The following is a 21,737-nucleotide window of genomic DNA, read 5'->3' as shown; positions in this document are numbered from 1 at the left end:
AGGTGCAAATATGAATTTAAAAGAAATGCAAGATAGGCAACAGCACATTCGAAATTTCTCGATCGTGGCACATATCGATCATGGCAAGTCCACGATTGCAGATCGTATTTTAGAGATGACCGATACGGTAGCTAAACGCGAAATGCAAAATCAATTGTTAGATAACATGGATCTCGAACGCGAGCGAGGAATTACAATCAAGCTCAATGCAGTCGAGCTTCATTATCATGCCAAAGATGGCGAGACATATATTTTTCACTTAATCGACACACCAGGACACGTGGATTTCACCTATGAAGTTTCACGGTCATTAGCTGCCTGTGAAGGTGCGGTGTTAGTCGTCGATGCCGCTCAAGGTGTTGAAGCGCAGACTTTAGCCAACGTTTATTTAGCGTTAGATAATGATTTGGAAATTCTGCCGGTCATCAATAAAATCGACTTGCCATCTGCAGATCCAGATCGTGTGAAGTCTGAGATTGAAGAGATGATCGGGATCGATGCAAGCGATGCCGTTTTGACGAGTGCAAAAGTTGGTACGGGGATTCCTGAGTTGTTGGAGCGCATCGTAAGCGACGTGCCTGCGCCGACTGGTGACCTCGATGCGCCATTGAAGGCACTCATTTTCGATTCGGTCTACGATAGTTATCGTGGCGTCGTCTTGAGCGTGCGCGTATTTGACGGTACCGTTAAGCGTGGCGATAAAATTAAAATGATGAATCACGGCAATATCTATGAAGTGACGGAAGTTGGTGTGATGTCACCCCAGGCCATCCAGCGTGATATCTTGATGGCCGGCGATGTTGGCTACTTGACGGCATCAATCAAGTCGGTTCAGGAAACCGATGTTGGTGATACGATCACGAATGCCGAACAACCAACGGAAAAAGCCCTAGCAGGTTATCGGAAGATTCAGCCGATGGTCTATTCGGGTATGTACCCCGTCGATAATGCAAAGTATGTCGACTTGCGTGAGGCACTGGAAAAATTACGGTTAAATGATGCTGCCCTCGAGTTTGAACCCGAAACGTCACAAGCTTTAGGTTTTGGTTTTCGCTGCGGCTTCTTGGGCCTGTTACACATGGACGTGGTGCAAGAACGCTTGGAACGTGAATTCGATCTTGATTTGATTATGACTGCACCATCAGTTGATTATCATTTGGAGTTAATAGATGGTACTGAACAGATCATCGAGAATCCGGCGCAAATGCCAGATCCGTCCAATGTTCGCAAGATCCAAGAACCGTTTGTGAAGGCTGAAATCATGGTGCCAAATGAATATGTGGGGCCAGTGATGGAGTTGGCACAGCGTAAACGCGGTGAATTTGTCACGATGGATTATCTAGACGAGTATCGGGTCAATGTCATTTATCAGTTGCCACTCTCAGAGATTATTTATGATTTCTTCGACGACTTGAAGTCGAGTACCCGCGGTTATGCCTCACTTGATTATGAAATCAGTGGTTATCGAGCGAGCAACTTAGTTAAAATGGATATTCTTTTGAACGGCGAATCCGTAGATGCTTTGAGTTTCATTGTTCATCAGGATTTCGCGGCAGAACGTGGACGCTTGATTGTTTCAAAGCTTAAAGAAGTGATTCCACGTCAACAATTTGAAATTCCAATCCAAGCAGCCATTGGCAATAAGATTTTGGCTCGATCGACCATCAAGGCTTATCGGAAGAACGTCTTGGCCAAGTGTTATGGCGGTGATATTACCCGTAAGCGTAAGCTGCTCGAGAAACAAAAAGCAGGCAAGAAACGCATGAAGGCCATTGGCAACGTCGAAATACCTCAAGAAGCATTCATGACCGTTTTAAAAATCAACGATGACGACATTAAAGGTAAATAATCAGACGCGAGTCTAATCGGCATGTTATAATACGATGCAATTCAAAACGACACCGCTGCCGTTTGGTAAAAGAGGAATCAATTAAAATGAAAAAAACGGGTCGAAAAAAGACAACACATAAAGTTCTCAGTACAATTGGCATTGTGTTGCTATTCTTAGTGGGTTTGGCATTAGTATTTAACCAGCAAATCAAAGATCGTTTGGTGGCCTTTTCAACTCAAAATAAGATTGAACAGGTGACTACTGAACAAATTTCAAAGGCCAAGCATGCTAACGCCAGCTTTGACTTTGATTCGGTTCAAAGTGTAGACACGCAACAGATCGTCAAGGCGGCCACGAATAATGACGCCGCAGTCATGGGGAAAATTGCCATCCCCGCTGTTAACTTATCCTTGCCAATCGTCAAGGGAGTCAGCGAAACCGCGTTAGCGACTGGCGCCGGAACGATGAAGCCTAATCAAGTGATGGGCGAAGGCAACTATGCCTTAGCGGGCCATCATATGAATAATCCATATATTTTATTTTCACCCGTCACACGGACACAAATCGGACAATTGATCTACCTCACAGATCTTAAGAAGGTTTATGTCTACAAGATCGATCACAAACAGGTGATTCAGCCGACGCAAGTGAGTGTGATTGACGATCAGGCTGATAAAAAAAAGATCACATTGATTACCTGTGCCCAAAAAGGAACGCATCGTTGGGCGGTTCAAGGTCAATTACAACGCGTTGAAAAGGCAACAAAAGCAAATTTAGCGGTTTTCTAATCACAGATATTTAATAATTGGAGTTTTGAGTGTGCAGTATCCATGGCTTGAACCGAAAAAAATAGATCCAAATCGGGTTGCGCAAATCCAGAAATCGTTGGGTTTGCCAACTTTTGTTGTGCAAATTTTAATTCAGCGTGGTTATGATTCTACTGAGAAAATCGAACAGTTTTTGAATCTTGACCTGGCGGGATTAACGACGCCTGATCATTTCCACGATTTAGATAAGGCAGTTGCTCGTATTGAAGAAGCAATCGAGAACAATCAAAAAATTACAATTTATGGTGATTATGACGCAGATGGTGTCACGAGTACTTCAATTCTTGTCGAAGCCTTTGAGACGCTTGGTGTGGATGTGAACTATTATATTCCGAGTCGATTCAAAGATGGCTATGGCCCCAATCTGGCCCGTTACCAGGCGATTGTCGCTGATGGCACCGAATTGTTGATCACGGTCGACAATGGAATTTCCGGGCACGAGCCGATTGCCTATGCACAATCACATGGCGTCGATGTGATTGTGACCGATCACCATGATTTACCTGCTGAATTGCCTGCAGCTTACGCAATTGTCCATCCACGTCACCCGGAATCAACCTGTTCGTTTGGCTATTTTTCCGGCGCTGGAGTTGCGTTCTACGTAGCATGGGCGCTGTTGGGTGACTTGCCAGTCGAACTCTTAGATCTGGCGGCTATTGGGACGATTGCCGATGTGATGCCATTAACGGCGGACAATCGGTTACTCGTTGCCGCTGGGTTGAAACAGATGCAGACGGGCGAACGCCTCGGATTAACCGCGTTAGCCAAATCAGCAAAGTTAGATTTGAGTCAAGTGAATGCTCATGATGTTGGATTCATCATTGCGCCTCGCTTGAATTCACTTGGGCGAGTGAAGAGCGGGCGTCCAGCTGTCGTCTTATTGACGACGTTTGATCCAGATCAGGCAGCAGAAATCGCCCAAGACATTGAGGCGACCAATCAAGAGCGACAACAACTTGTTCAAGAAGTCGTCACTCAGGTTGCCGCAACCTTGGCCAATACGACGCAACCAACGGCATTGGTGGTTGCGGGGGAGAACTGGGCCGAGGGTGTCCTTGGCATCGTCGCGAGTCGGTTAGTTGATCAATATCAGTGTCCAACCCTCGTTTTGAGTATTAATCCTGAAACAGGGCTCGCCAAAGGATCCGGTCGCTCGCGGGGGAGTTTCAATTTGTTTGCCGCCTTAGACGATTTTCGTGAACAAATGGTCAACTTCGGTGGGCATGCAGGTGCAGTTGGATTGACAATCGCTGCAGATCAAATTGATGCCTTACGCGCACATTTGGTCGCGAACGCTGAGGAACACCAGGCCGAAGTTCATTCAACGACCGGAATTCAAGTTGATGTTGAACTAACGACCGATCAGATTCAGACGCTAACGCCAGAGTTAGTGGCGAGTATGACCGAAACGCTCGGGCCATTTGGAGAGCAAAACCCCGAGCCGGTCATCGAATTATCGCAACTGACTTGGCAAAGTTGGTCCGCAATTGGCAAGACGAAACAAACACTCAAGGGCGTTTTAAATGCACAGGTTGAGGCAATCGCCTTTCGAATGGGCGAGCTCGCCCCACAACTGTCCAGTCCGCTGCCAGTGACGCTAATCGGGTCGCTAGGGATGAATACTTGGAATAAGCAAACAAAAGTTCAGATTAACGTTTTGGATTTTGATTTATCTGCCAAAGAGCAGAACACGCTTCGAGACGTGACGCCGGTTACTATCGGTCCGGAAGTAACAACGGCGCGTGCAACTTTAACGACAAGTCAGCCATCCGCTAGCCAATCAGAGCCTCGACTGTCGCCGGATTCAGGTCAGTTAGCCACCACAGATAAAAAGGTTCAGTTACAGGTGGCTCAGCACGATGTGACGGTGATTGATTGGCGCCAAAAAGCATTTGATGAAGAGATTTGGTCGCAGCCACAAACTTATGTCTGTTTTAACCCTAAACTTGGTGCACAACTTCAAGCGCGTTTCACGAATTCAGTGCGTATCACTAACTTGCCACAACTTGAAGTTGCAGTGCAAGACTTATTATTTGTGGATCTCCCAACTGACATTCAGTTGTTCACACGCTATCTCAGTCATAGCCACGCCGCAAGAATCTATTTATTGTTCTACACGTCTCCGGCGATGAAAGAACGACTCCAGGTGCAGATTCCACAATTGCGTTACTTGTTAAAGGAGATTATCCAACAGCAGACGATCGAAGTTTCGCAGTTAACACTTTTTGCCCAGCATTGTCACTTGACAATGCAACAATTAAGTTTTGGATTAAGGGTGTTTTCTGAGTTAAATTTTGTTAAGATAGATAAGGAACGGATTCAAGCTCAGCCACAAGCACCGAAACGACCATTATCCGAATCGGCAACTTTCTTGCGCCAGCAAGCTTTGCAGAAGAGTTATCGAGAATTAGCTGTGGGCAGTCTCAAGCAGATCGAAACGTTCCTCAAATCAAGTCAGACTAGATAAGGATGTTAATTATGGCAGATACAAAAATAGATTTTAACGATTATATCGCTTCAATTCCTGATTTTCCAGAGCCTGGGATCATCTTCCGCGATATTTCACCATTGATGGCGAATGGTAAAGCCTATTCTGCAGCAACTGATCGCATTACCGCTTTCGCAAAAGCGCACGGCGCGGAAATGATCTGTGGACCGGAGGCTCGTGGATTCATCGTAGGTTGCCCCGTCGCCGATCGATTAGGCATTGGCTTCGCGCCGGCTCGCAAAAAGGGAAAGTTGCCTCGTGAAACTGTCTCCGTCAAATTTCAACTTGAATATGGGGAGACAGAATTATTCATGCACAAAGATGCGGTTCAACCTGGTCAGAAAGTCTTGATCGTTGACGATCTTCTGGCAACGGGTGGTACCGTCGCTGCAACGGCTAATCTGGTTGAGCAACTCGGCGGCATCGTTGTCGGGACTGCCTTCTTGATCGAATTGAAAGAGCTCCACGGTCGTGACAAAATCAAAGATTACGACTTATTCGCATTGATGGAATACTAAAATTGATAAGAGATACCTGAGACACGCTATTGTGGCGTGTCTTTTTTGCGATTTAAATCCTCAAAATAGTTAAAAAAACACTTGAGATCAATTCGGTCTCAAGTGTGGTTGATCCTTAAAATAATTTAAAATTCCGATCGACGTCATGGTCAATTTGACACGGATTGTAGCGCCGATTGAGTATTGGTTTCGAACGCGGCCGTTTAGTTGGACTGGAGTTACCATGTTTGAAAACGGCCCAGACGACCAACGGTTGCACAATCAGAAGAAGAAAGGCCGCTGAAATGGCGAGGATTGCGATGGTCCGAAGTTGTTCCTCTGTAAAGTGAGCAGAGAGTTGATCTTCTAAGTACTGTTCGAAAGCGTTGAGCTTATCTTCACCTGGCTCATGACGAACGAGTTGTTGTTGGTGCGTCTGAACTGAGATGAGTGGTTCGTCTGTCTTCGCGAGATAAACTGTCCCTAAGACAAGAATGAGTGAAAGGACAAAAATAAGATAAGTATGTCGTTGAATAAATGTTTTCAAAGTAAGCGCCTACAGTTTCATTTAATGATTCAATCATAATTGATTTCGAAACCGTTTTCAAGTCTTTTTGTCAAATGAAAGTGATATATTATAATAAAATTTACACTTGGCAGGTTGATGGGAGGTTTGAACCGTTGAAATTGATGATCATTGGTAGTCCTGGTAGTGGCAAATCCACCTTTGCTAGGCGTCTTGCCGAGCAATTGGACTATCCCATCTTCTATCTGGATCGCTATTGGCACCAGACAGATTACAGTGAGGCTGCGAAGCAACGTTTTATTCATGAACAGCAGACTTTTTTACAGTCGCATCTTGATTGTATTATTGATGGTAATTATGTCGGTTCGATGGCGATCCGAATGCAAGGCTCTGATGTGATCCTCTGGCTACAAGTTTCGCGTTGGCGTGCCGTCTGGCGGGTCATCAAACGGTCAATAGCGACACGATGTTTTCATGAGACGCGCCCCGATATGGCACCGAGCTTCCGTGAGCATTTTGATTGGGAGTATCTGAAGTTTCTCAAGTTTGTGTGGGATTATCCTCGAGCTAATCGCCAAGAAATCCCACGAATTCATCAACAGGTCGCATCAGGAAAGCCGTTGTTGATCATACGGAATGATACCGAAAAAGAAGCGTTTCTCACTAAGCTTGTCAACCAGACAAAGAAACCAGACAAAGAAAATAGATGAAGGAGATCGACGATGAAAAAATTACGTCTACTCGTTTTATTAGGATTATTGCTGACTGTGCTTTCGGGATGCAGTTACTACAAGTCAACCTATCAAGGGAAAGAAGCCTATGCTGTCGTTCCCGAGGCGGTCAAAATGAAATCAAAGAATAGTGATGGTTCAGATTACAAAAAAGATGGGCGTCAGTATTATTACTACAGCTATGATTTCAAATAGGTCCTAACCAACGGCACAACAAAATCGGTTAGCTGGCATAGTCAAGAGTCCGCAGATCCAAAACCTTTGATAGCAGGCAGCTATGTTTATGGTCAAGTTTCGGATAAGCGCGTCGTTGAAGGCCCTAATCCAATAGCGAAAGATAAAATTCCAAGCAAGGTTCTAGATAAAATTGAACCGTAGTTGGCAATTTAAAAAATAAAAAGCGGTTTTCTTTGACATTCGCAGCTATCACGCGTATGATAAATAACATTCGCTACCAAGACCGTTCAAGCAACATGAAACAAGAACGGAGGTTTTATCTATGAAATATCGTATTCAACTTAATACGAACACCCAAATTTTTACAGTGATCGATACTGAATCAAAGAAATCTGCAGAAGGTATCACGATTCAAGAAGCTGTTAAAAAAGTCCAATTCTAATTGACCACTAAATCTAAAATAGTTATCAATTGAAATTAAAGACACGACGGTAAGCACAAAATCCATTTTGGATTTTGTGCTTTTTTCAATCCCTGAAATCTCGTTAAAGATCAACCACTTATCCTTGATTGATCCGAATTTAAGTTTCGAAGGGAATTTGCATGAGCGCTATTTTGAAATTAATGGTTAATTGAACAGCGAGGGTATCCTATTGATGTAACCAGAATTTAGAGGATCCGCGAATGATCATATTGTTTGTTAAATTTCTTTAACCATGATTACTGGAGGTTTTTTTACGACGCTATTTCAGGCGGTTGTTGTTGGAATAATTGCCTACTCGTACGGTAACCAGGGCATGAGTCAAACTGCGGCGTCCAAGGCTATTGGGCAAGAAGTCGACGTAAAAACTGAAAAGCTGACTCTGAAAATTTTCAGTACTGTACAACTTGTCACCTTCGTTCTGAGCTTGATTTTTTATCTCACCTTTAACCACAATTTCGTGTGGGAATTAATGACTGTCTTTTCATTGTCAAGTTGGGGGGTATTTGCGATGATTCAAATCATAGCTGGTGTGACGTTGGCGATTAAGAAAAGTAAGTAACCGATTACATGACTCATGACTATTATAATTGTGAGTGGTATAATCAAGACTCCAGAATACAACAGTTAATTTAACGGGAGAGATGTTCGGTATGAATATTCGACTTGCAGTGCTTGAAGATGCTGAAGAAATTCAAAAGGTTAACACTGAAGAATTGCATTATGATTATCCGTTAGGGAAAACCAAAGAAATGTTGAAGTTAATTTTATCACTGGACTGGCAAGTGATTTATGTTGCTGAGATAGACGGGGAGTTTGCTGGCTATGTACAAGCACACAAATATTTAGGGACCTTTGGTGATTTGTTTGTTAATATCATGGCGCTTGCTGTTTCTAGTCAATTTCAAGGTCATGGTGTTGGAAAAGCACTTATGACAGCCGCGGAAACATGGGCAAAGGATATTGGTGCAGAAGGCGTACGCCTTAATTCGGGAGAAGAACGACCCGGTGCACATGTATTTTACGAAAAGATTGGCTACGAAAAGGCTAAATTTCAAGCAAAATTTCAAAAAGTGTTTTAACGATGATACAATCAGATCCTCCCAATTGCATTTCAAGCTTAAACTTGCTATCATGTCATTTGAAAGGGAGGTGATGTCTTTTGAGTAAATCTCGTAATTATCTGAAGGCATCAGCCTCTAATCTGATTGCCTAGTCGATCAGAGTGAGACTGATAGCCAAAGATTGGCCGCCTAAATTTTAATAGGCGGTCTTTTTATCGCTATCGATAAGTGAGGGTGTCCTGAATTGTCCAAGCGTAAAAGCAAACTTCAAAAAACATTAGTTGAAAAAATCTTAGATCGTGCCAAAATTGCCTATGAACAGGTTGAATTTGATCTTGAGGATCAAGCACACGAAACAGACCGCGAATTTGTGTTTAAGACCCTAGTCCTCAGCGGTGAGAAGACAGGGCCAGTGGTGGGGGTTGTGCCAATTGCCGAACATCTTGATGAGCGTAAGCTAGCCGAAGCGTCTGGAAATAAACGAGTTCGGATGGTGCCCTTGAAGGAACTAGCCGAAACGAGTGGCTACGTTCATGGCGCAAATACACCGATTGGGATCTACGAACAAGATCATTTCCCGATTTTTATTGACCAGACTGCACTGAAGATGCCTTACATGCTAGTTTCCTCTGGAAAATTAGGCCGTTCAGTCCGACTATTGCCTCAAGATCTCATTGACTTTGTTCACGCAGAAGTCGTTGATTTAATTGTGTCAGAATAAATAGGGAGTGAGAGAGATGTTTAAAACGCCCGCGAATCGGTTTGCTAGCTTCGGTGTGGTTGCCGTGTTGCCCGGTGAATTGATTGATCAGATTTGGCTGATTATCGATCGCCAATTGAAGGGACTTTTCCCACTGAATGAGCAAGTTTTGTCGTTCGAACTACGTGAGAACGATAAACAACAGGTCCAATATATTTATTATCTTGAAGACAACAATAACGCCATCGCTTTTGACACCGATTATGCCTTCCAGGAAGATTTTCCTGAAGCTTTGTTGGTCTACGATGATGGCAAGGCACAGACGATTTTGTTACCTTCCGAAGCCGATTAATGTCGGCTTTTTTTGATTGTGCCAAAGAGTCGAACGCAAAGATGTGGTGTACTCATTTGGCAATTCATTGATGAAAACGATCGGAGTTTATGATGGAAATTCGTTTATTGCGCTATTTTTTAACGATTGCCAATGCAGGGACGATATCGCAAGCTGCCCGCATTCTTCACGTTACCCAGCCGACATTAAGCCGTCAATTGAAAGCGTTGGAGCAGGAATTAGAGACCGAATTATTTAGTCGGGATAAGCAGCATTTGCAATTTACCGAGGCGGGGCGTTATCTTAAGAGTCGCGCGGAAGAAATTTTGGCGTTAACAGACGCGACGACGCAAGCATTCGCAGATCGACAACAAGAATTATTTAGCGGCCATTTGGCAATTGGTTGTGTAGAATCTGCTAATTCTGCGTTTGTTGCACAGAAGCTGGAGGAATTTATGGCGACTTATCCGCAAATCACTTTTGACCTCTACACACAGACGAGTGATGCGATCGTCGATCAACTTGATAAGGGATTATTGGATTTAGCCGTCTTGTTAGAACCCATCCAGACTGAAAAGTATCACACATGGCAACTGCCTCAAATCGAATGTTGGGGCTTGTTGGTTTCAAAGGATTCACCACTTGCTCGGCAAGAGGCCATCCTGCCTGAGCAAGTGACACAATTACCGCTGCTGATTTCCACACGTCCGGATGTTCAAGCCTTGATTGCCACTTGGTCCAAACATGCACTTAACGAGTTGCAAATCATCGGTAATTTCAACTTGAGTTACAATGTGATTCCTTTGGTTGCGCATCAAGTCGGAGTTGCTGTTAGAATTGAAGGGGCACCGATTGATCAAGAACAGCTTAAATTTGTACCATTTGAACCTGCATTGACCACTTGCGGTGTGTTAGTTTGGCGGCGTGATCGTGAGGTTTCGGCCGTTGCTCATCGATTTATTCAACTTTTTGCTGACTAGACGATCATCTATGCCTCTGACGCATGGATTGCTTTAAAATAAGCATTAGACAGTGAATTTGACGAGGCTTATAGTTGTGGTAAGACGATGTTGAATAAGGAATGAATACCGATGGTAAAACACGATTCGGTTGAAAATAGGGTAATATTTCCCCGCGGGCCGAAAAACGATGCGTATGCAAAGTATTTCGTAGGTCAAAGCTACTTGCAAGGTTTAGTTGCGGATCCAGAAGTGACTATTGGTGTGGGCAATGTGACCTTTGAGCTAGGTTGCCGCAATAATTGGCATATCCACCATGATGGGTACCAAATTCTGTTGGTGACGGGTGGCGAAGGCTGGATTAGGAGGCCGGTCAACCAGCACGTCATCTGGTCACCGGCGATGTTGTCGTCACGCATGATGGTGTAAAGCATTGGCATGGCGCGACGAAGGATAGCTGGTTTAGCCACGTCGCCATTACTGCTGGTGGCTAGAGCCTGTTAGTGAGGAACAATATGCAGCAGTTGAAACTGCATTTGAACAGGAGGACAAATAAGTGGTCAAAAAACAAACCGCTGGTCATGAACAACTGGGTGATTTTGCGCCGAAGTTTGCTGAATTGAACGATGACGTGCTCTTCGGTGAAGTCTGGTCACGAGAGTCGAAACTTTCCGCCCATGATCGGAGCCTGATCACGGTATCCAGTCTGTTGACACAGGGTGTCCCTCAATTAGAGGCACACCTCCAAATTGCAAAAGAAAACGGTGTGACCAAAGATGAAATCGTCGAGTTGATCACGCACTTAGCGTTTTACGCCGGTTGGCCGAAAGCATGGTCAGCATTTGCACTTGCTAAAAAGATCTACACAGATTGATCGAACTGTTTTGTTTTGAATCACTGATCTGGAGGCCTCTTTCGAAAGTTAATCTTTCGTTAGAAGCCTTTTTTGTCTCTTGTCGTCCGTTGACAGGTGGTAGTCTGAGTTGCGAAACACTTATGATTGTGTGCGATGCCTTGGTAGGTCGCGATCATCTCAGGATGTTTCATAAGTACGGCTAGTGGAATTGCTTAACCGCCCCCAATCCACTTGCTGATCAACGACTGATATTTGTCCGACCCGTTCGCTGTTAAATGATTCACGTCACTGTTATAATTATTTTTAACATCAACGAGTGGGGGATTTATGCATGAAAAAAGCAAAATCAAATGATGTGGATGTGACGGGATGGGTGCTCAATCAAATCGTTCAGCTTGGTTGGCATCAGCTTGCTTCCGAACAACTGAAACACCAGACTTGGTTAAATAAATCTTTACAACAGTTGCCTCCCATATAAGGCGCTGCTAAGAGTCGTTTAGCAACTCGATCATTTATCATGAACGATGGCGAGACAGTCTTGCCAGTTTTAATTGCGTCTCAAAGCCACGTCAAGCGGCTAGTTAAGAAAGATAATCAGGGCCTTGTGATCTTGCGTAATCTTCATGGAAAATTTCATTTTGAAAAAGTAATCTCCAAGTACGCGGTTAATACTGCGGCGTATGCGGCGAATTGCGTTGTTCAAGAGTTTGATTATCACGAAGTCTTGGCTATCGGCGTCAATAGTTGGCCTGAAACATCTGGTCAGTGGCGTCATGAGATCGCCGCGTATCTATTGACGACGGAAAATCCGGAATTACCGCTTTTTATCACGGAAGCCACAGACTTATCATTCTTGAAGCGCGAGAATGTGCGGCCATTTTTTCAAAAAATCAATGAAGTTCTTGAGGCACCTGAAGAGCTACATCGTCGTGCGATTCGCGACGAAACGCGATTGGATATGGTGCTCAAACATCTGAATCAGACTTTGCACGATCAGAATGGCATTTTACCACGCTATCGTATTTTTGTTGTTTCGGCGTCATTGCTAGCTTCCATTGGCGTGCAGCATCGCGGCAGTGATGACGAAGTGCCACCTTTGGATCCACAAGAATTAACGGGTGAATGTGCACCAGGTCAAACTGATGGCGATAAGATTTTCAAGAAAGTCCAGGCAGCGTTACATGCTTGTCATTTACCAGACGCCAAGATCAAGCAAATTATGTCGGTGCTGGAAGGTACACTTGTCAGCAACAATTTAAATACTAAAGAAACGGATGGGATGACCGCCGTTGCCAAAATCTATTGTGAAATTTATGATGAATTACGACCTACCTACCTGACGGCCGATATCTCTGACTTTACCGGCTGCCTTTTTAATGTCATGAATTCTTGGGTGGACGTTCCAGATGGTGGGGCCAATGACGTTGTGTTGACGCCGCGTTACATTACTGATTTGATGGCACGCATTTGTACCGTCGATATGAATAGCTATGTCTGGGACTGGGCGTTGGGTTCTTGTGGCTTTCTGATCTCTGCCATGCATTTGATGCTGAGAGATGCGCACGCGCAATTGAAAAATGATCCAGAAGCTTATCAACGTAAAATCTCTGAGATCAAGACGAGCCAGTTACTCGGTGTTGAGTTATTACCCGATATCTACATGCTGGCTGTTTTGAATATGATTTTAGTTGGTGATGGGTCGACAAATATCGTCAATGCCGATGCAATTAATGGTTACGACGCAACTTATGCCTATGATAAAAGTAAAAAATTCAAGGCGAACGTTTTCTTATTAAATCCACCATACAGTGCAGAAGGTAATGGGTTGATCTTTGTTCAAAAGGCGTTTGAGCAGATGAGCTCAGGTATGGGTGCAGTGATTATTCAAGACTCTGCCGGCGCAGGGCGTGCGATGGCAATCAGTCAGCGGATCTTGAAGCATAATCGTTTGGTGGCTTCAATTCGGATGCCAAACGACTTATTCAAAGCGAGTGTTCAGACATCAATTTATGTTTTTAAGGTCGGAGAACCGCATCAAGCTAACGATCAAGTCCGGTTCGTCGATTTTTCGAATGACGGTTATCTGCGGACGCATCGCAAAAAGCCATTTCTAACCTACGAGATGTTGATCACGCTCACGAACGCTACCAGGAACTCGTGGGAATCATCCAAGGAAAAGTTGCTGAACCCGAGTATTATCCACTTGGTGAAACGTATTTTATTGATACGATCGATCCGAGTGCCGGGAACGACTGGAATTATGCACAACATAAGAAAAACGTGGCCGTCCCCAAGACGTCGGACTTTAAGTCGGCGGTTTATGAGCATCTTGCCTGGGAAGTTGCCAGTGCACTCAAGTCACAAGCAAAGTCGACAGCGGCCATTCGATCGACGGACGAACAATTGCAACAACTGGCTCGGACGTTCCAAGTCGCCCGCCAAGAATTTAAGATCGAAGAGTTATTCGAGAAGGTGCCAACGAAAAAACTGCCTTATAAGGCGCAGGATCTCAAGGGCAAACACGATGATGTTTATTGCCTACCTGCGCTGACAGCTGGTATCGAAAACCAAGGGCTGGCCTATTATGTCCCACGTCAAGGTGCGACCATTCTGAAGCGAGTGATTTCGGTTTCAGCGAATGGTGCGAATACGGGGGCGATGTTCTATCAGCCGAACGAATTCACGGTGCTGCAAGATAGCTACAGTATTCGTTACAAACACCAAGAACTAACGGATAATCAATATCTCTATTTTGTCGCCGTTCTGCAAAAATCAATCCGTGGTAATTATGATTGGTCCCACAAGGCTAATTGGGAACGCATTAAATCAGAGACCGTCAATATTCCGGTGGCTGAGGGTCAAGTCGCCTTGAATTATATTGAAGCGTATATGGCAATGATTGTGCGCGCCGGTATGAATCGAATCAGCCAATTTATGTTACAGCATGGCTATTCACAATCAACAATCGTCCAAGAAACGCCGCCCAGTCTGGATAAACGTTCATTTTCCGCCCAGGCGTGTGAACCTGGGAGCCAAGAACAGTCTGCAATCATTCGCGAACTAGACGATCATGATCGTCATTATTTCAAAAACGTCGATTAGTGGTGAGGTGACTGCAAACGATCGAGCGAGGTTAACAATCGTGGTGCATTCAAACAGGTCGTTAGCCGAATTAAGGGCTTATTTCTGCGAACCATGGTAAAATAAGCTTAACTAAATTTAATTGAAAGAAGGAATTATCATGACTGCAGGTATTGTTATCATTATTGTCGTTGTTATCTTAGCAATCATTATTGCCGCCTTATATAATGGCATGGTCAAGGCTCGAAATTTAACAGACGAGGCAGAAAGTCAGATCGGCGTTCAATTGAAACGCCGTGCAGACTTGATTCCAAACTTGGTCAACACGGTCAAAGGTTATGCGAAACACGAGCATGATACCTTGATGGATGCCATCCAGGCGCGTGGTGTTGCCAATGGCCAATCGCAGGCAGATCCACTCTCTGATTTGCAGAAGCAGGCAGATGTGATGGGGGATGACCGTCAACCAATCGCAAAGCGTGCTCAAGCGGATAGTCAAGCGACTCAAGTTTTAGGGCATTTGTTCGCGGTTTCTGAGAATTATCCAAATTTGAAGGCGGCACAAAACTTCAGTCAGCTGCAAGAAGAGTTGACAACTACGGAGAATCGGGTAGCGGCGTCAAGAACAAACTATAATCGAACCATTCGCGATTACAACAACAAGATCGAAGTCTTTCCGACGAATATCTTTGCTGGCATGTTTCATTTTACCAAGAAGGAGCAATTGCCTATTGAAGAGTCAACGAAGACTGCGCCAGAAGTTAAGTTTTAATTGGATCGATGCAATGGTGAACAGAAGGTGTGTGATCAGTTATGCGTAATCACTTAGATACACTGGAGGCACAGGTTCAATCCAATAAGAAACGCTCATTGTGGGCGATTATTGCTTTTTTTGCTTTGATCAACGTGATTTTTGTTGCCTTAGTTTTGATTTTTGGCGGAACCCAATCAAGTGCGACTGAAACCAATCAGCAGCCCTGGTTCTGGTTGATCATTCTGGAAATCATCTTAATTGTTTATATAGGTTTTCAGTATTGGCAAAATGGTCGAAACATTCTGAGTATGAACAAAGGTCAAGAAATCACCGAATCTACAACTGACCCTGACCAGAAGCGTGTTTACAATATTGTCACCGAGATGAGCTTAGCCGCCGGGCTACCCATGCCCAAGGTTTATTTGGTTCCAGATCCGTCACCTAATGCATTTGCGACAGGGATGCGTCCAGATAAGGCGAGTATTGCGGTAACTCAGGGTTTGATCGATCTGATGGATCGTGAAGAACTGGAAGGTGTCATCGGCCATGAGATGAGTCACATCAAGAACTATGATATTCGAGTCACAACACTTTCAATCGCTTTGGTCGGGTTTATCACGATTCTTGGCTATGGCTTGCTCCGATTTGGTCGTGTGATTGTTTATAGTAGTGGTGGTCGCCGTTCACGTGATGATAAAGATAATAATTCAACGCAACTAATTGGATTGGCCATGTTATTAGTGGGAAGTTTGATTATTCTGATTGGCATCCCGTTGAGTTATCTGCTTCAGAAGTTCTTATCACGCAAACGCGAAGCACTTGCAGATGTTTCCGGTGCAGAGTTAACTGGCAACCCTTGGGGACTCATCAAGGCGTTTCGGAAGCTTCAGGAGCCTCAGCCGGCAGCCAAAGTGCTCTCGCCTAATACAGCACAATTATGTTTAGTAGAACCACTTTTTGGTAAAGCCAAAAAACGTTCATGGTGGTCGCGAATGATGGATGATCATCCACCGCTAGATGAGCGAATCAAGAATTTACAATTAGTACTGGGGGAACAACCTGAACCTGGGTCAGATCCCGAATAAAACATGCTGAGAAGCATGTTTTTTTGCACGCGCGATTTCGATTCAAAGGAATAAAAAAACGTCCAAGCAAAAACGCAGGTTGCGTAGTTGCTCGGACGTTAAGAAACTCAGTAGGTCAGTTGCCGTGATTAGATGTGTGCACGATAAAGACTAATAACTTTACCGAGAATAGTGACGTCTGACAGAATAATAGGCGCCATTGTGTCATTTTCAGGTTGAAGCCGAATGTGATCTTTCTCTTTGAAGAATCGTTTGCAGGTTGCTTCATCTTGATCAGTCATGGCAATCACAATATCGCCATTCTTGGCTTCGCGTTGTTGGCGCACGATGACTTGATCACCACTAAGGATGCCAGCGTTGATCATACTTTCACCGCGAATCGTGAGCATGAACAGGTTATTATCATCGAGATCGAGTTCAGGTGGCAATGGAAAATAGTCAGTTGCTTCCTCGACGGCCAGAATTGGTTCCCCGGCGGTCACAACACCGAGCAAAGGAATCTCTTTCTTGGAGATTCCCAGCTCGTTGAGTCCGTTATCAGTGACCTCGATTGCTCGAGGTTTTGTCGGATCGCGTTGAATGAGGCCTTTCTTCTCAAGCCGGGAAAGGTGTCCATGCACCGTCGAGGTCGACGAAAGGTTCACCGCCGCACCAATCTCGCGCACTGTTGGTGGATAACCGCGGTCAGTGGCCGTATCATATATGTATTGTAGGACTTCGAGTTGTTTCGCGCTAATTGTCTTTGTCATGTCAGGCACCCCGATAATATGTTAATATAAACATAACATAGAAGCTAGCGAAAATCAAACTTATGTTCGTGTTTTTCATGCTGATAAACAGTGGCGTCTCGCCATCGTCATTGATCAATGATAAAGGAGTGTTTGTGATGTCAGCAATCGATCCAGAATTAATTGCGCGAATCAATGCCTTAGCGGCTAAAGCCAAAATCGAAGCATTAACCGAGGAGGAAGTCGCTGAACGGGCGCGACTTCGTCAGCAGTACTTGAAGGAGTTCCGTGCTGGTTTTCGCACGCAGGTTGAAGATTTACGTGTCTTCAATACAGATGGCAAAGAAGTGACGCCAGCTAAGGTTCGTCGTATCCAACGTGAGAAGGGTTTACGGGATGATGAGTAAATTTTAAAAATTCTCATTTAATTATCAACTGATAAGCTTGCATATTGATAGGTAAATTGGGTAGAATGGTAGAAGAATTCATTATTAAGGAGTTTTTTTAGATGAGCACAGGATTAGCAATTGTTTTAATTATTTTAGCTTTGATCTTGGGTGCGGTCGCTGGTTTCTTCGGTGCACGTGCTTATATGAAGAAGTATTTCCGGGACAATCCGCCTGTCAATGAAGACATGATGCGGACGATGATGGTTCAAATGGGCCAGAAGCCGTCAGAAAAGAAATTACATCAGATGATGACTGCCATGAAAGCTCAGCAACAAAAGAGTGGCAAATAGCTTTGATCTGTGCAGTTCTTTTGCAGGCGTCTTGACGCCTGCTTCTTTTTGTCTTAAGGACAATAAGATGACGCTTTCAGAAGACGCTCGGTGGTTTTACTCAACGAAGTAAAACGCTGAAATCAACACGTCTCCTGAAGAATAATGCGAGGTTTTTATGGGAATTTTTAAGAAATTAGGTTGGTTTTTTAAACAACAAAAGAAACGCTATATTGCGGGTATTTTATTCTTGCTTCTAGTTGACTTGGCCGGCGTTGTACCACCTCGTGTCATCGGCATCTTAGCTGACTTGATGAACGAGCGTCGATTGACCACACGTCTCTTGTTCATGTGGGTAGGGCTGCTACTGATTGCGGCAATTTTTCAATATCTGAGCCGTTATGGCTGGCGAAATATGATTTGGGGTGGCGCGGCCACACTGGAGCGTGAACTGCGAACGAATTTATTCAGTCACTTTTTAAAAATGGACGAAACTTTCTTCCAGCGTCACCGAACCGGTGATTTGATGGCCCACGCGACCAATGATTTAAATGCCATTCAAAATGTTGCTGGATCCGGTATTTTAACTTTTGCGGACTCAATTTTGACGGGCGGAACCACGATTATTGCCATGATCGTATTCGTCGACTGGCGCTTAACCTTGGTTGCCCTGATTCCAATGCCGTTACTTGCAATTTCTGCACGAATCTTAGGCAGTCGTTTACATCAAGCCTACGGTGAATCTCAGGCGGCTTTCTCACGATTGAATGATAAAACGCAGGAATCAATCAGTGGTATTAAGGTGATCAAGACATTCGGTCAGGCCAAAGAAGATATTGATGATTTTGAAGGCATTGTTGATAGAACAATCGATATCAACCGTAAAGTTTATCGAATCGACTCGTTATTTGGGCCAGTGACTTCCATGATTATTGGCTTAACTTATGCAGTCACGATTATGTATGGCGGCTGGTTGGTCACCACACATATGATTACATTAGGGCAACTTATTTCCTTCGTCAGTTATATTGGTACGTTGGTTTGGCCGATGTTTGCAATTGGTCGCCTCTTCAATGTCATTGAGCGTGGAAATGCCAGTTATGATCGCGTCTATCAACTTTTGGATGAGAAGAGCTTGATCAAAGAACGTTCTCACGCGACCGAACATTTGGTGGCAGGCGATATTAGTTATCACGTTGCCGCGTTCACTTATCCAGATGATGAAGAAGTCTCTCTGCAAAACATTGATTTCGACCTACCTGCTGGTGGCACATTAGGGATAGTCGGCCGTGTTGGTGCGGGTAAGACGACGATTATCAAGTTGCTGTTGCGACAATTCGATAATTACGAGGGTGAAATCAAAATTGGTGGTAAAAATATCAAGGATTACACCTTGGAGGGTCTCCTGTCATCCATCGGGTATGTCCCACAGGATAACTTCTTATTCTCAACCAGTATTCGTAATAATATTCGTTTTGCAGCGATGGATAAAACTCAAGATGAAGTCGAATCTGCTGCTCGTCAGAGTGCGATTCATGATGATATTCTGAACTTTAGTCGTCAGTATGATACTTTAGTCGGTGAAAAGGGTGTCTCGCTTTCCGGTGGTCAAAAGCAGCGTCTCGCAATTTCACGAGCACTGATCACGCTGCCGGAAATCTTGATCTTAGATGATGCGCTGTCAGCCGTTGATGCGAAAACTGAAGCAGCGATTTTGACCAGTCTGAAAGAGGACCGTTCAAGAAAAACGACGATTATTTCGTCACATCGTTTAAGTGGTGTGATGAATGCGGATCAGATTCTTGTGGTAGATGATGGCCGTGTTGTCGAACGAGGGACACATGATGAACTATTGGCGTTAAATGGTTGGTACGCCGAGATGTGGCGTCGTCAACAATTAGCCGCACAATTAGGCGTAGGAGGTGCTGAAGATGGCGCAAAATAATGATAGTAATCAAGAAGAAGGCTACCAGTCTGCATGGTCGAGAAGTATTACGACCAAGGAGCAGTTCAAGATCATTAAACGCATGATGCATTTTGCAATGCCGTTTAAGTGGCTCTTTATCGTTGCGCTTGTTTTTTCGGCACTTTTGGCAACGGTGAATATTTTATTGCCGCGCTTGCTCCAATATTTTATGGATCATTATTTGAACAAGGGCAACACCGCGTTTAAAATTATTTTAGGATTTGCGGCACTTTACTTTATGGGAACCATCTTAAAAGCAATCATGCAGTTTTTCAGCAACTTTCTGTATTCGATGGGCTCTGAGAAATCGTTAGAGGACGTTCGGCGGGCACTATTTCGTAAACTGCATACGTTAGGTATGCGTTATTTCGATTTAACGCCTGCGGGATCGATCGTCTCACGGGTGACGAACGATACCATGTCACTGATGGATTTCTTACAAGTATTCGCCTCGCTGATAACGGGACTATTTGCTGTTGTGACGGCCTTCATCGCGATGTATAGTACCAATGCTGTTTCCGCGTGGATCGTTTTGGCTTTCTTGCCGATTCTGGTTGTGTCGATTTGGTATTACTCGCATTATAGCTCGAAGGTTTATCGACACATGCGCGAAAAATTAAGTGAGTTAAATGTAAAGTTGAATGAATCAATCGAAGGAATTTCAATCATTCAGGAATTTCGCCAGGAACATCGTATTGGCCGGGAATTCGAGCAAACGAACCAAGATTACTTGGACGCGCGCAAGGCGATGATTCGGACAAACTCACTGCTTTTATCGACATTGATCGATTTGCTATACGCGGTTGCCATCGTTGTTGTGTTGACGCATTTTGGCTTGTTAGCACAGCATCAATTCGTCGAAGCTGGTGTGATCTACGCGTTTACAACGTATGTATCTAACTTCTTCAATCCAATGGATGACATGATGGATTCATTGTCTGCGTTGCAAGATGGTGTTGTTGCAGGCAGCCGTATTTTGAGAATTCTTGATGATCAAACCACTGCGCCGGCACAAAATGAGGGGGCACACGGCGAGATCACGACTGGTAAAATTGAGTTCCGCCACGTCTCATTTTCCTATGATGGGAAGGATAAAGTTCTCGACGATATTTCATTCGTTGCGAATCCTGGTGAAACAATCGGAATCGTCGGACATACCGGTTCTGGTAAGAGTTCTATTATCAATGTGATGATGCGGTTCTATGAATTTTATGAGGGTAAGATCTTAATTGATGATCGAGATATCAAAGATTATCCGATGGCCGAGATTCGTCGACGGATCGGGTTGGTTTTGCAAGATTCATTCATGTTTTACGGCGATATTTCGTCTAATATTCGTTTGTTCAATGATAAAATCACGGATCAACAAGTTGAAGACGCCGCAAAGTTTGTACAAGCGGACCATTTCATTGAAAAATTGCCAGGCAAATATCATGCGCGCGTGATCGAAGGTGGCGCTAAGTTTTCAAGTGGTGAGCGACAATTAATCTCATTCGCACGGACTGTTGTGACTAATCCGAAGATTCTTGTTCTGGACGAGGCCACTGCAAACATTGATACGGAAACAGAAACGTTGATTCAAGAGGGACTCCAACGGATTCGACGCGGCCGTACGACCATCGCAATTGCCCATCGTTTATCGACGATTAGGGACGCTGAACAGATCATTGTCTTGGATGCAGGCAAGATTGTTGAGCACGGCACGCATGACGAATTGTTGGCACAGAAGGGTCATTATTATCAGCTCTATGAATTGCAGCGGGGAAAGAACGTTGATCCCGCTTAATGTTGTGTGGCAATTAAAAATAGCCAACTGACAACCTTTTCTAGAATTAATCGATTGATGCCATCAAAAAAGCTTGGTCAAGAAAGTTTTACTTTCAAGATCAAGCTTTTGTTTTGGCTGCGAACATCGATGTGGAAATTCGTTTAAGCAT

22 protein-coding genes and 1 pseudogene are annotated in these 21,737 nt (G+C 44.2%); 21 read left to right on the top strand and 2 right to left on the bottom strand.

Features of this window, described 5'->3' with window-relative positions; genetic code table 11:
* Positions 1–10 precede the first annotated feature (10 nt).
* The 4 genes from lepA to FC15_RS00710 all read left to right on the top strand — a co-directional run bounded on the left by lepA (position 11) and on the right by FC15_RS00710 (position 5,664).
* Positions 11–1,849 carry a translation elongation factor 4 gene (gene lepA, locus FC15_RS00725; protein WP_057822923.1) on the top strand — a complete coding sequence of 613 codons (1,839 nt, stop codon included), beginning with the start codon at positions 11–13 and terminating at the stop codon, positions 1,847–1,849.
* A gap of 86 nt (positions 1,850–1,935) precedes the next feature.
* Complete coding sequence (locus tag FC15_RS00720; protein WP_057822920.1) at positions 1,936–2,619, top strand: class A sortase; 684 nt, start codon at positions 1,936–1,938, stop codon at positions 2,617–2,619.
* 31 nt (positions 2,620–2,650) lie between these two features.
* Positions 2,651–5,125 (top strand): single-stranded-DNA-specific exonuclease RecJ, encoded by a 2,475-nt coding sequence (gene recJ, locus FC15_RS00715; RefSeq protein ID WP_057822919.1) that lies wholly within the window; start codon positions 2,651–2,653, stop codon positions 5,123–5,125.
* An 11-nt stretch (positions 5,126–5,136) separates the two neighbouring features.
* A complete protein-coding gene (locus tag FC15_RS00710; protein ID WP_057822917.1) occupies positions 5,137–5,664 on the top strand; it encodes an adenine phosphoribosyltransferase in 528 nt (175 codons plus the stop codon).
* Between the two features lie 115 nt (positions 5,665–5,779).
* Here FC15_RS00710 and FC15_RS00705 read toward each other — a convergent pair whose 3' ends face one another.
* Complete coding sequence (locus FC15_RS00705) at positions 5,780–6,190, bottom strand: hypothetical protein (RefSeq protein ID WP_057822915.1); 411 nt, start codon at positions 6,188–6,190, stop codon at positions 5,780–5,782.
* Positions 6,191–6,324: 134 nt separating this feature from the next.
* On the opposite strand from FC15_RS00705, the gene FC15_RS00700 reads away from it, so the two are divergent.
* The 13 genes and pseudogenes from FC15_RS00700 to FC15_RS00640 all read left to right on the top strand — a co-directional run bounded on the left by FC15_RS00700 (position 6,325) and on the right by FC15_RS00640 (position 16,388).
* Positions 6,325–6,879 carry a P-loop NTPase family protein gene (locus tag FC15_RS00700; RefSeq protein ID WP_057822913.1) on the top strand — a complete coding sequence of 185 codons (555 nt, stop codon included), beginning with the start codon at positions 6,325–6,327 and terminating at the stop codon, positions 6,877–6,879.
* Between the two features lie 12 nt (positions 6,880–6,891).
* Positions 6,892–7,095: a hypothetical protein gene (locus tag FC15_RS00695; protein WP_057822911.1), complete on the top strand. Its 204-nt coding sequence runs from the start codon at positions 6,892–6,894 to the stop codon at positions 7,093–7,095.
* Positions 7,096–8,211: 1,116 nt separating this feature from the next.
* Positions 8,212–8,640: a GNAT family N-acetyltransferase gene (locus FC15_RS00685; protein WP_057822908.1), complete on the top strand. Its 429-nt coding sequence runs from the start codon at positions 8,212–8,214 to the stop codon at positions 8,638–8,640.
* Between the two features lie 226 nt (positions 8,641–8,866).
* A complete protein-coding gene (locus FC15_RS00680) occupies positions 8,867–9,343 on the top strand; it encodes an aminoacyl-tRNA deacylase (RefSeq protein ID WP_057822906.1) in 477 nt (158 codons plus the stop codon).
* Between the two features lie 16 nt (positions 9,344–9,359).
* Positions 9,360–9,674 (top strand): DUF960 family protein, encoded by a 315-nt coding sequence (locus FC15_RS00675; RefSeq protein ID WP_057822904.1) that lies wholly within the window; start codon positions 9,360–9,362, stop codon positions 9,672–9,674.
* Between the two features lie 92 nt (positions 9,675–9,766).
* Positions 9,767–10,633: a LysR family transcriptional regulator gene (locus FC15_RS00670; RefSeq protein ID WP_057822901.1), complete on the top strand. Its 867-nt coding sequence runs from the start codon at positions 9,767–9,769 to the stop codon at positions 10,631–10,633.
* Positions 10,634–10,744: 111 nt separating this feature from the next.
* A pseudogene (locus FC15_RS00665) lies at positions 10,745–11,168 on the top strand (cupin domain-containing protein).
* Entirely contained in the window at positions 11,169–11,486 is a 318-nt protein-coding gene (locus FC15_RS00660; protein ID WP_057822899.1) for a carboxymuconolactone decarboxylase family protein, read from the top strand.
* Positions 11,487–11,799: 313 nt separating this feature from the next.
* The gene (locus FC15_RS09080; protein ID WP_157051233.1) at positions 11,800–11,946 is read left to right on the top strand and encodes a hypothetical protein; all 147 of its coding nucleotides are present in this window, start codon (positions 11,800–11,802) and stop codon (positions 11,944–11,946) included.
* A gap of 39 nt (positions 11,947–11,985) precedes the next feature.
* Positions 11,986–14,019, top strand: a complete 2,034-nt coding sequence (locus FC15_RS00655; protein WP_057822897.1) for an HsdM family class I SAM-dependent methyltransferase — start codon at positions 11,986–11,988, stop codon at positions 14,017–14,019.
* On the top strand, positions 13,941–14,570 hold the full coding sequence (locus FC15_RS00650) for a restriction endonuclease subunit S (RefSeq protein ID WP_057822895.1): 630 nt from the start codon (positions 13,941–13,943) through the stop codon (positions 14,568–14,570). The genes FC15_RS00655 and FC15_RS00650 overlap by 79 nt, the downstream gene beginning before the upstream one ends.
* Positions 14,571–14,709: 139 nt before the next feature.
* Positions 14,710–15,321, top strand: coding sequence for a LemA family protein (locus tag FC15_RS00645; protein WP_057822893.1), 612 nt, complete (start codon positions 14,710–14,712; stop codon positions 15,319–15,321).
* 41 nt (positions 15,322–15,362) lie between these two features.
* Positions 15,363–16,388 (top strand): M48 family metallopeptidase, encoded by a 1,026-nt coding sequence (locus FC15_RS00640; protein WP_057822891.1) that lies wholly within the window; start codon positions 15,363–15,365, stop codon positions 16,386–16,388.
* A gap of 128 nt (positions 16,389–16,516) precedes the next feature.
* On the opposite strand, the gene lexA is transcribed toward FC15_RS00640, so the two are convergent.
* Positions 16,517–17,137, bottom strand: coding sequence for a transcriptional repressor LexA (gene lexA, locus FC15_RS00635; RefSeq protein ID WP_057822889.1), 621 nt, complete (start codon positions 17,135–17,137; stop codon positions 16,517–16,519).
* 137 nt (positions 17,138–17,274) lie between these two features.
* On the opposite strand from lexA, the gene FC15_RS00630 reads away from it, so the two are divergent.
* The 4 genes from FC15_RS00630 to FC15_RS00615 all read left to right on the top strand — a co-directional run bounded on the left by FC15_RS00630 (position 17,275) and on the right by FC15_RS00615 (position 21,586).
* On the top strand, positions 17,275–17,523 hold the full coding sequence (locus FC15_RS00630; protein ID WP_057822886.1) for a DUF896 domain-containing protein: 249 nt from the start codon (positions 17,275–17,277) through the stop codon (positions 17,521–17,523).
* 101 nt (positions 17,524–17,624) lie between these two features.
* Complete coding sequence (locus FC15_RS00625; RefSeq protein ID WP_057822885.1) at positions 17,625–17,855, top strand: YneF family protein; 231 nt, start codon at positions 17,625–17,627, stop codon at positions 17,853–17,855.
* 157 nt (positions 17,856–18,012) lie between these two features.
* The gene (locus FC15_RS00620) at positions 18,013–19,779 is read left to right on the top strand and encodes an ABC transporter ATP-binding protein (RefSeq protein ID WP_057822883.1); all 1,767 of its coding nucleotides are present in this window, start codon (positions 18,013–18,015) and stop codon (positions 19,777–19,779) included.
* Positions 19,766–21,586: an ABC transporter ATP-binding protein gene (locus tag FC15_RS00615; RefSeq protein WP_057822881.1), complete on the top strand. Its 1,821-nt coding sequence runs from the start codon at positions 19,766–19,768 to the stop codon at positions 21,584–21,586. The genes FC15_RS00620 and FC15_RS00615 overlap by 14 nt, the downstream gene beginning before the upstream one ends.
* Positions 21,587–21,737 lie beyond the last annotated feature (151 nt).

This window comes from Lapidilactobacillus concavus DSM 17758, assembly GCF_001435835.1.
Lineage (GTDB): Bacteria > Bacillota > Bacilli > Lactobacillales > Lactobacillaceae > Lapidilactobacillus > Lapidilactobacillus concavus.
Note: the sequence above shows the minus strand (reverse complement) of the source record. Positions and strands in the feature narration are given on the sequence as shown.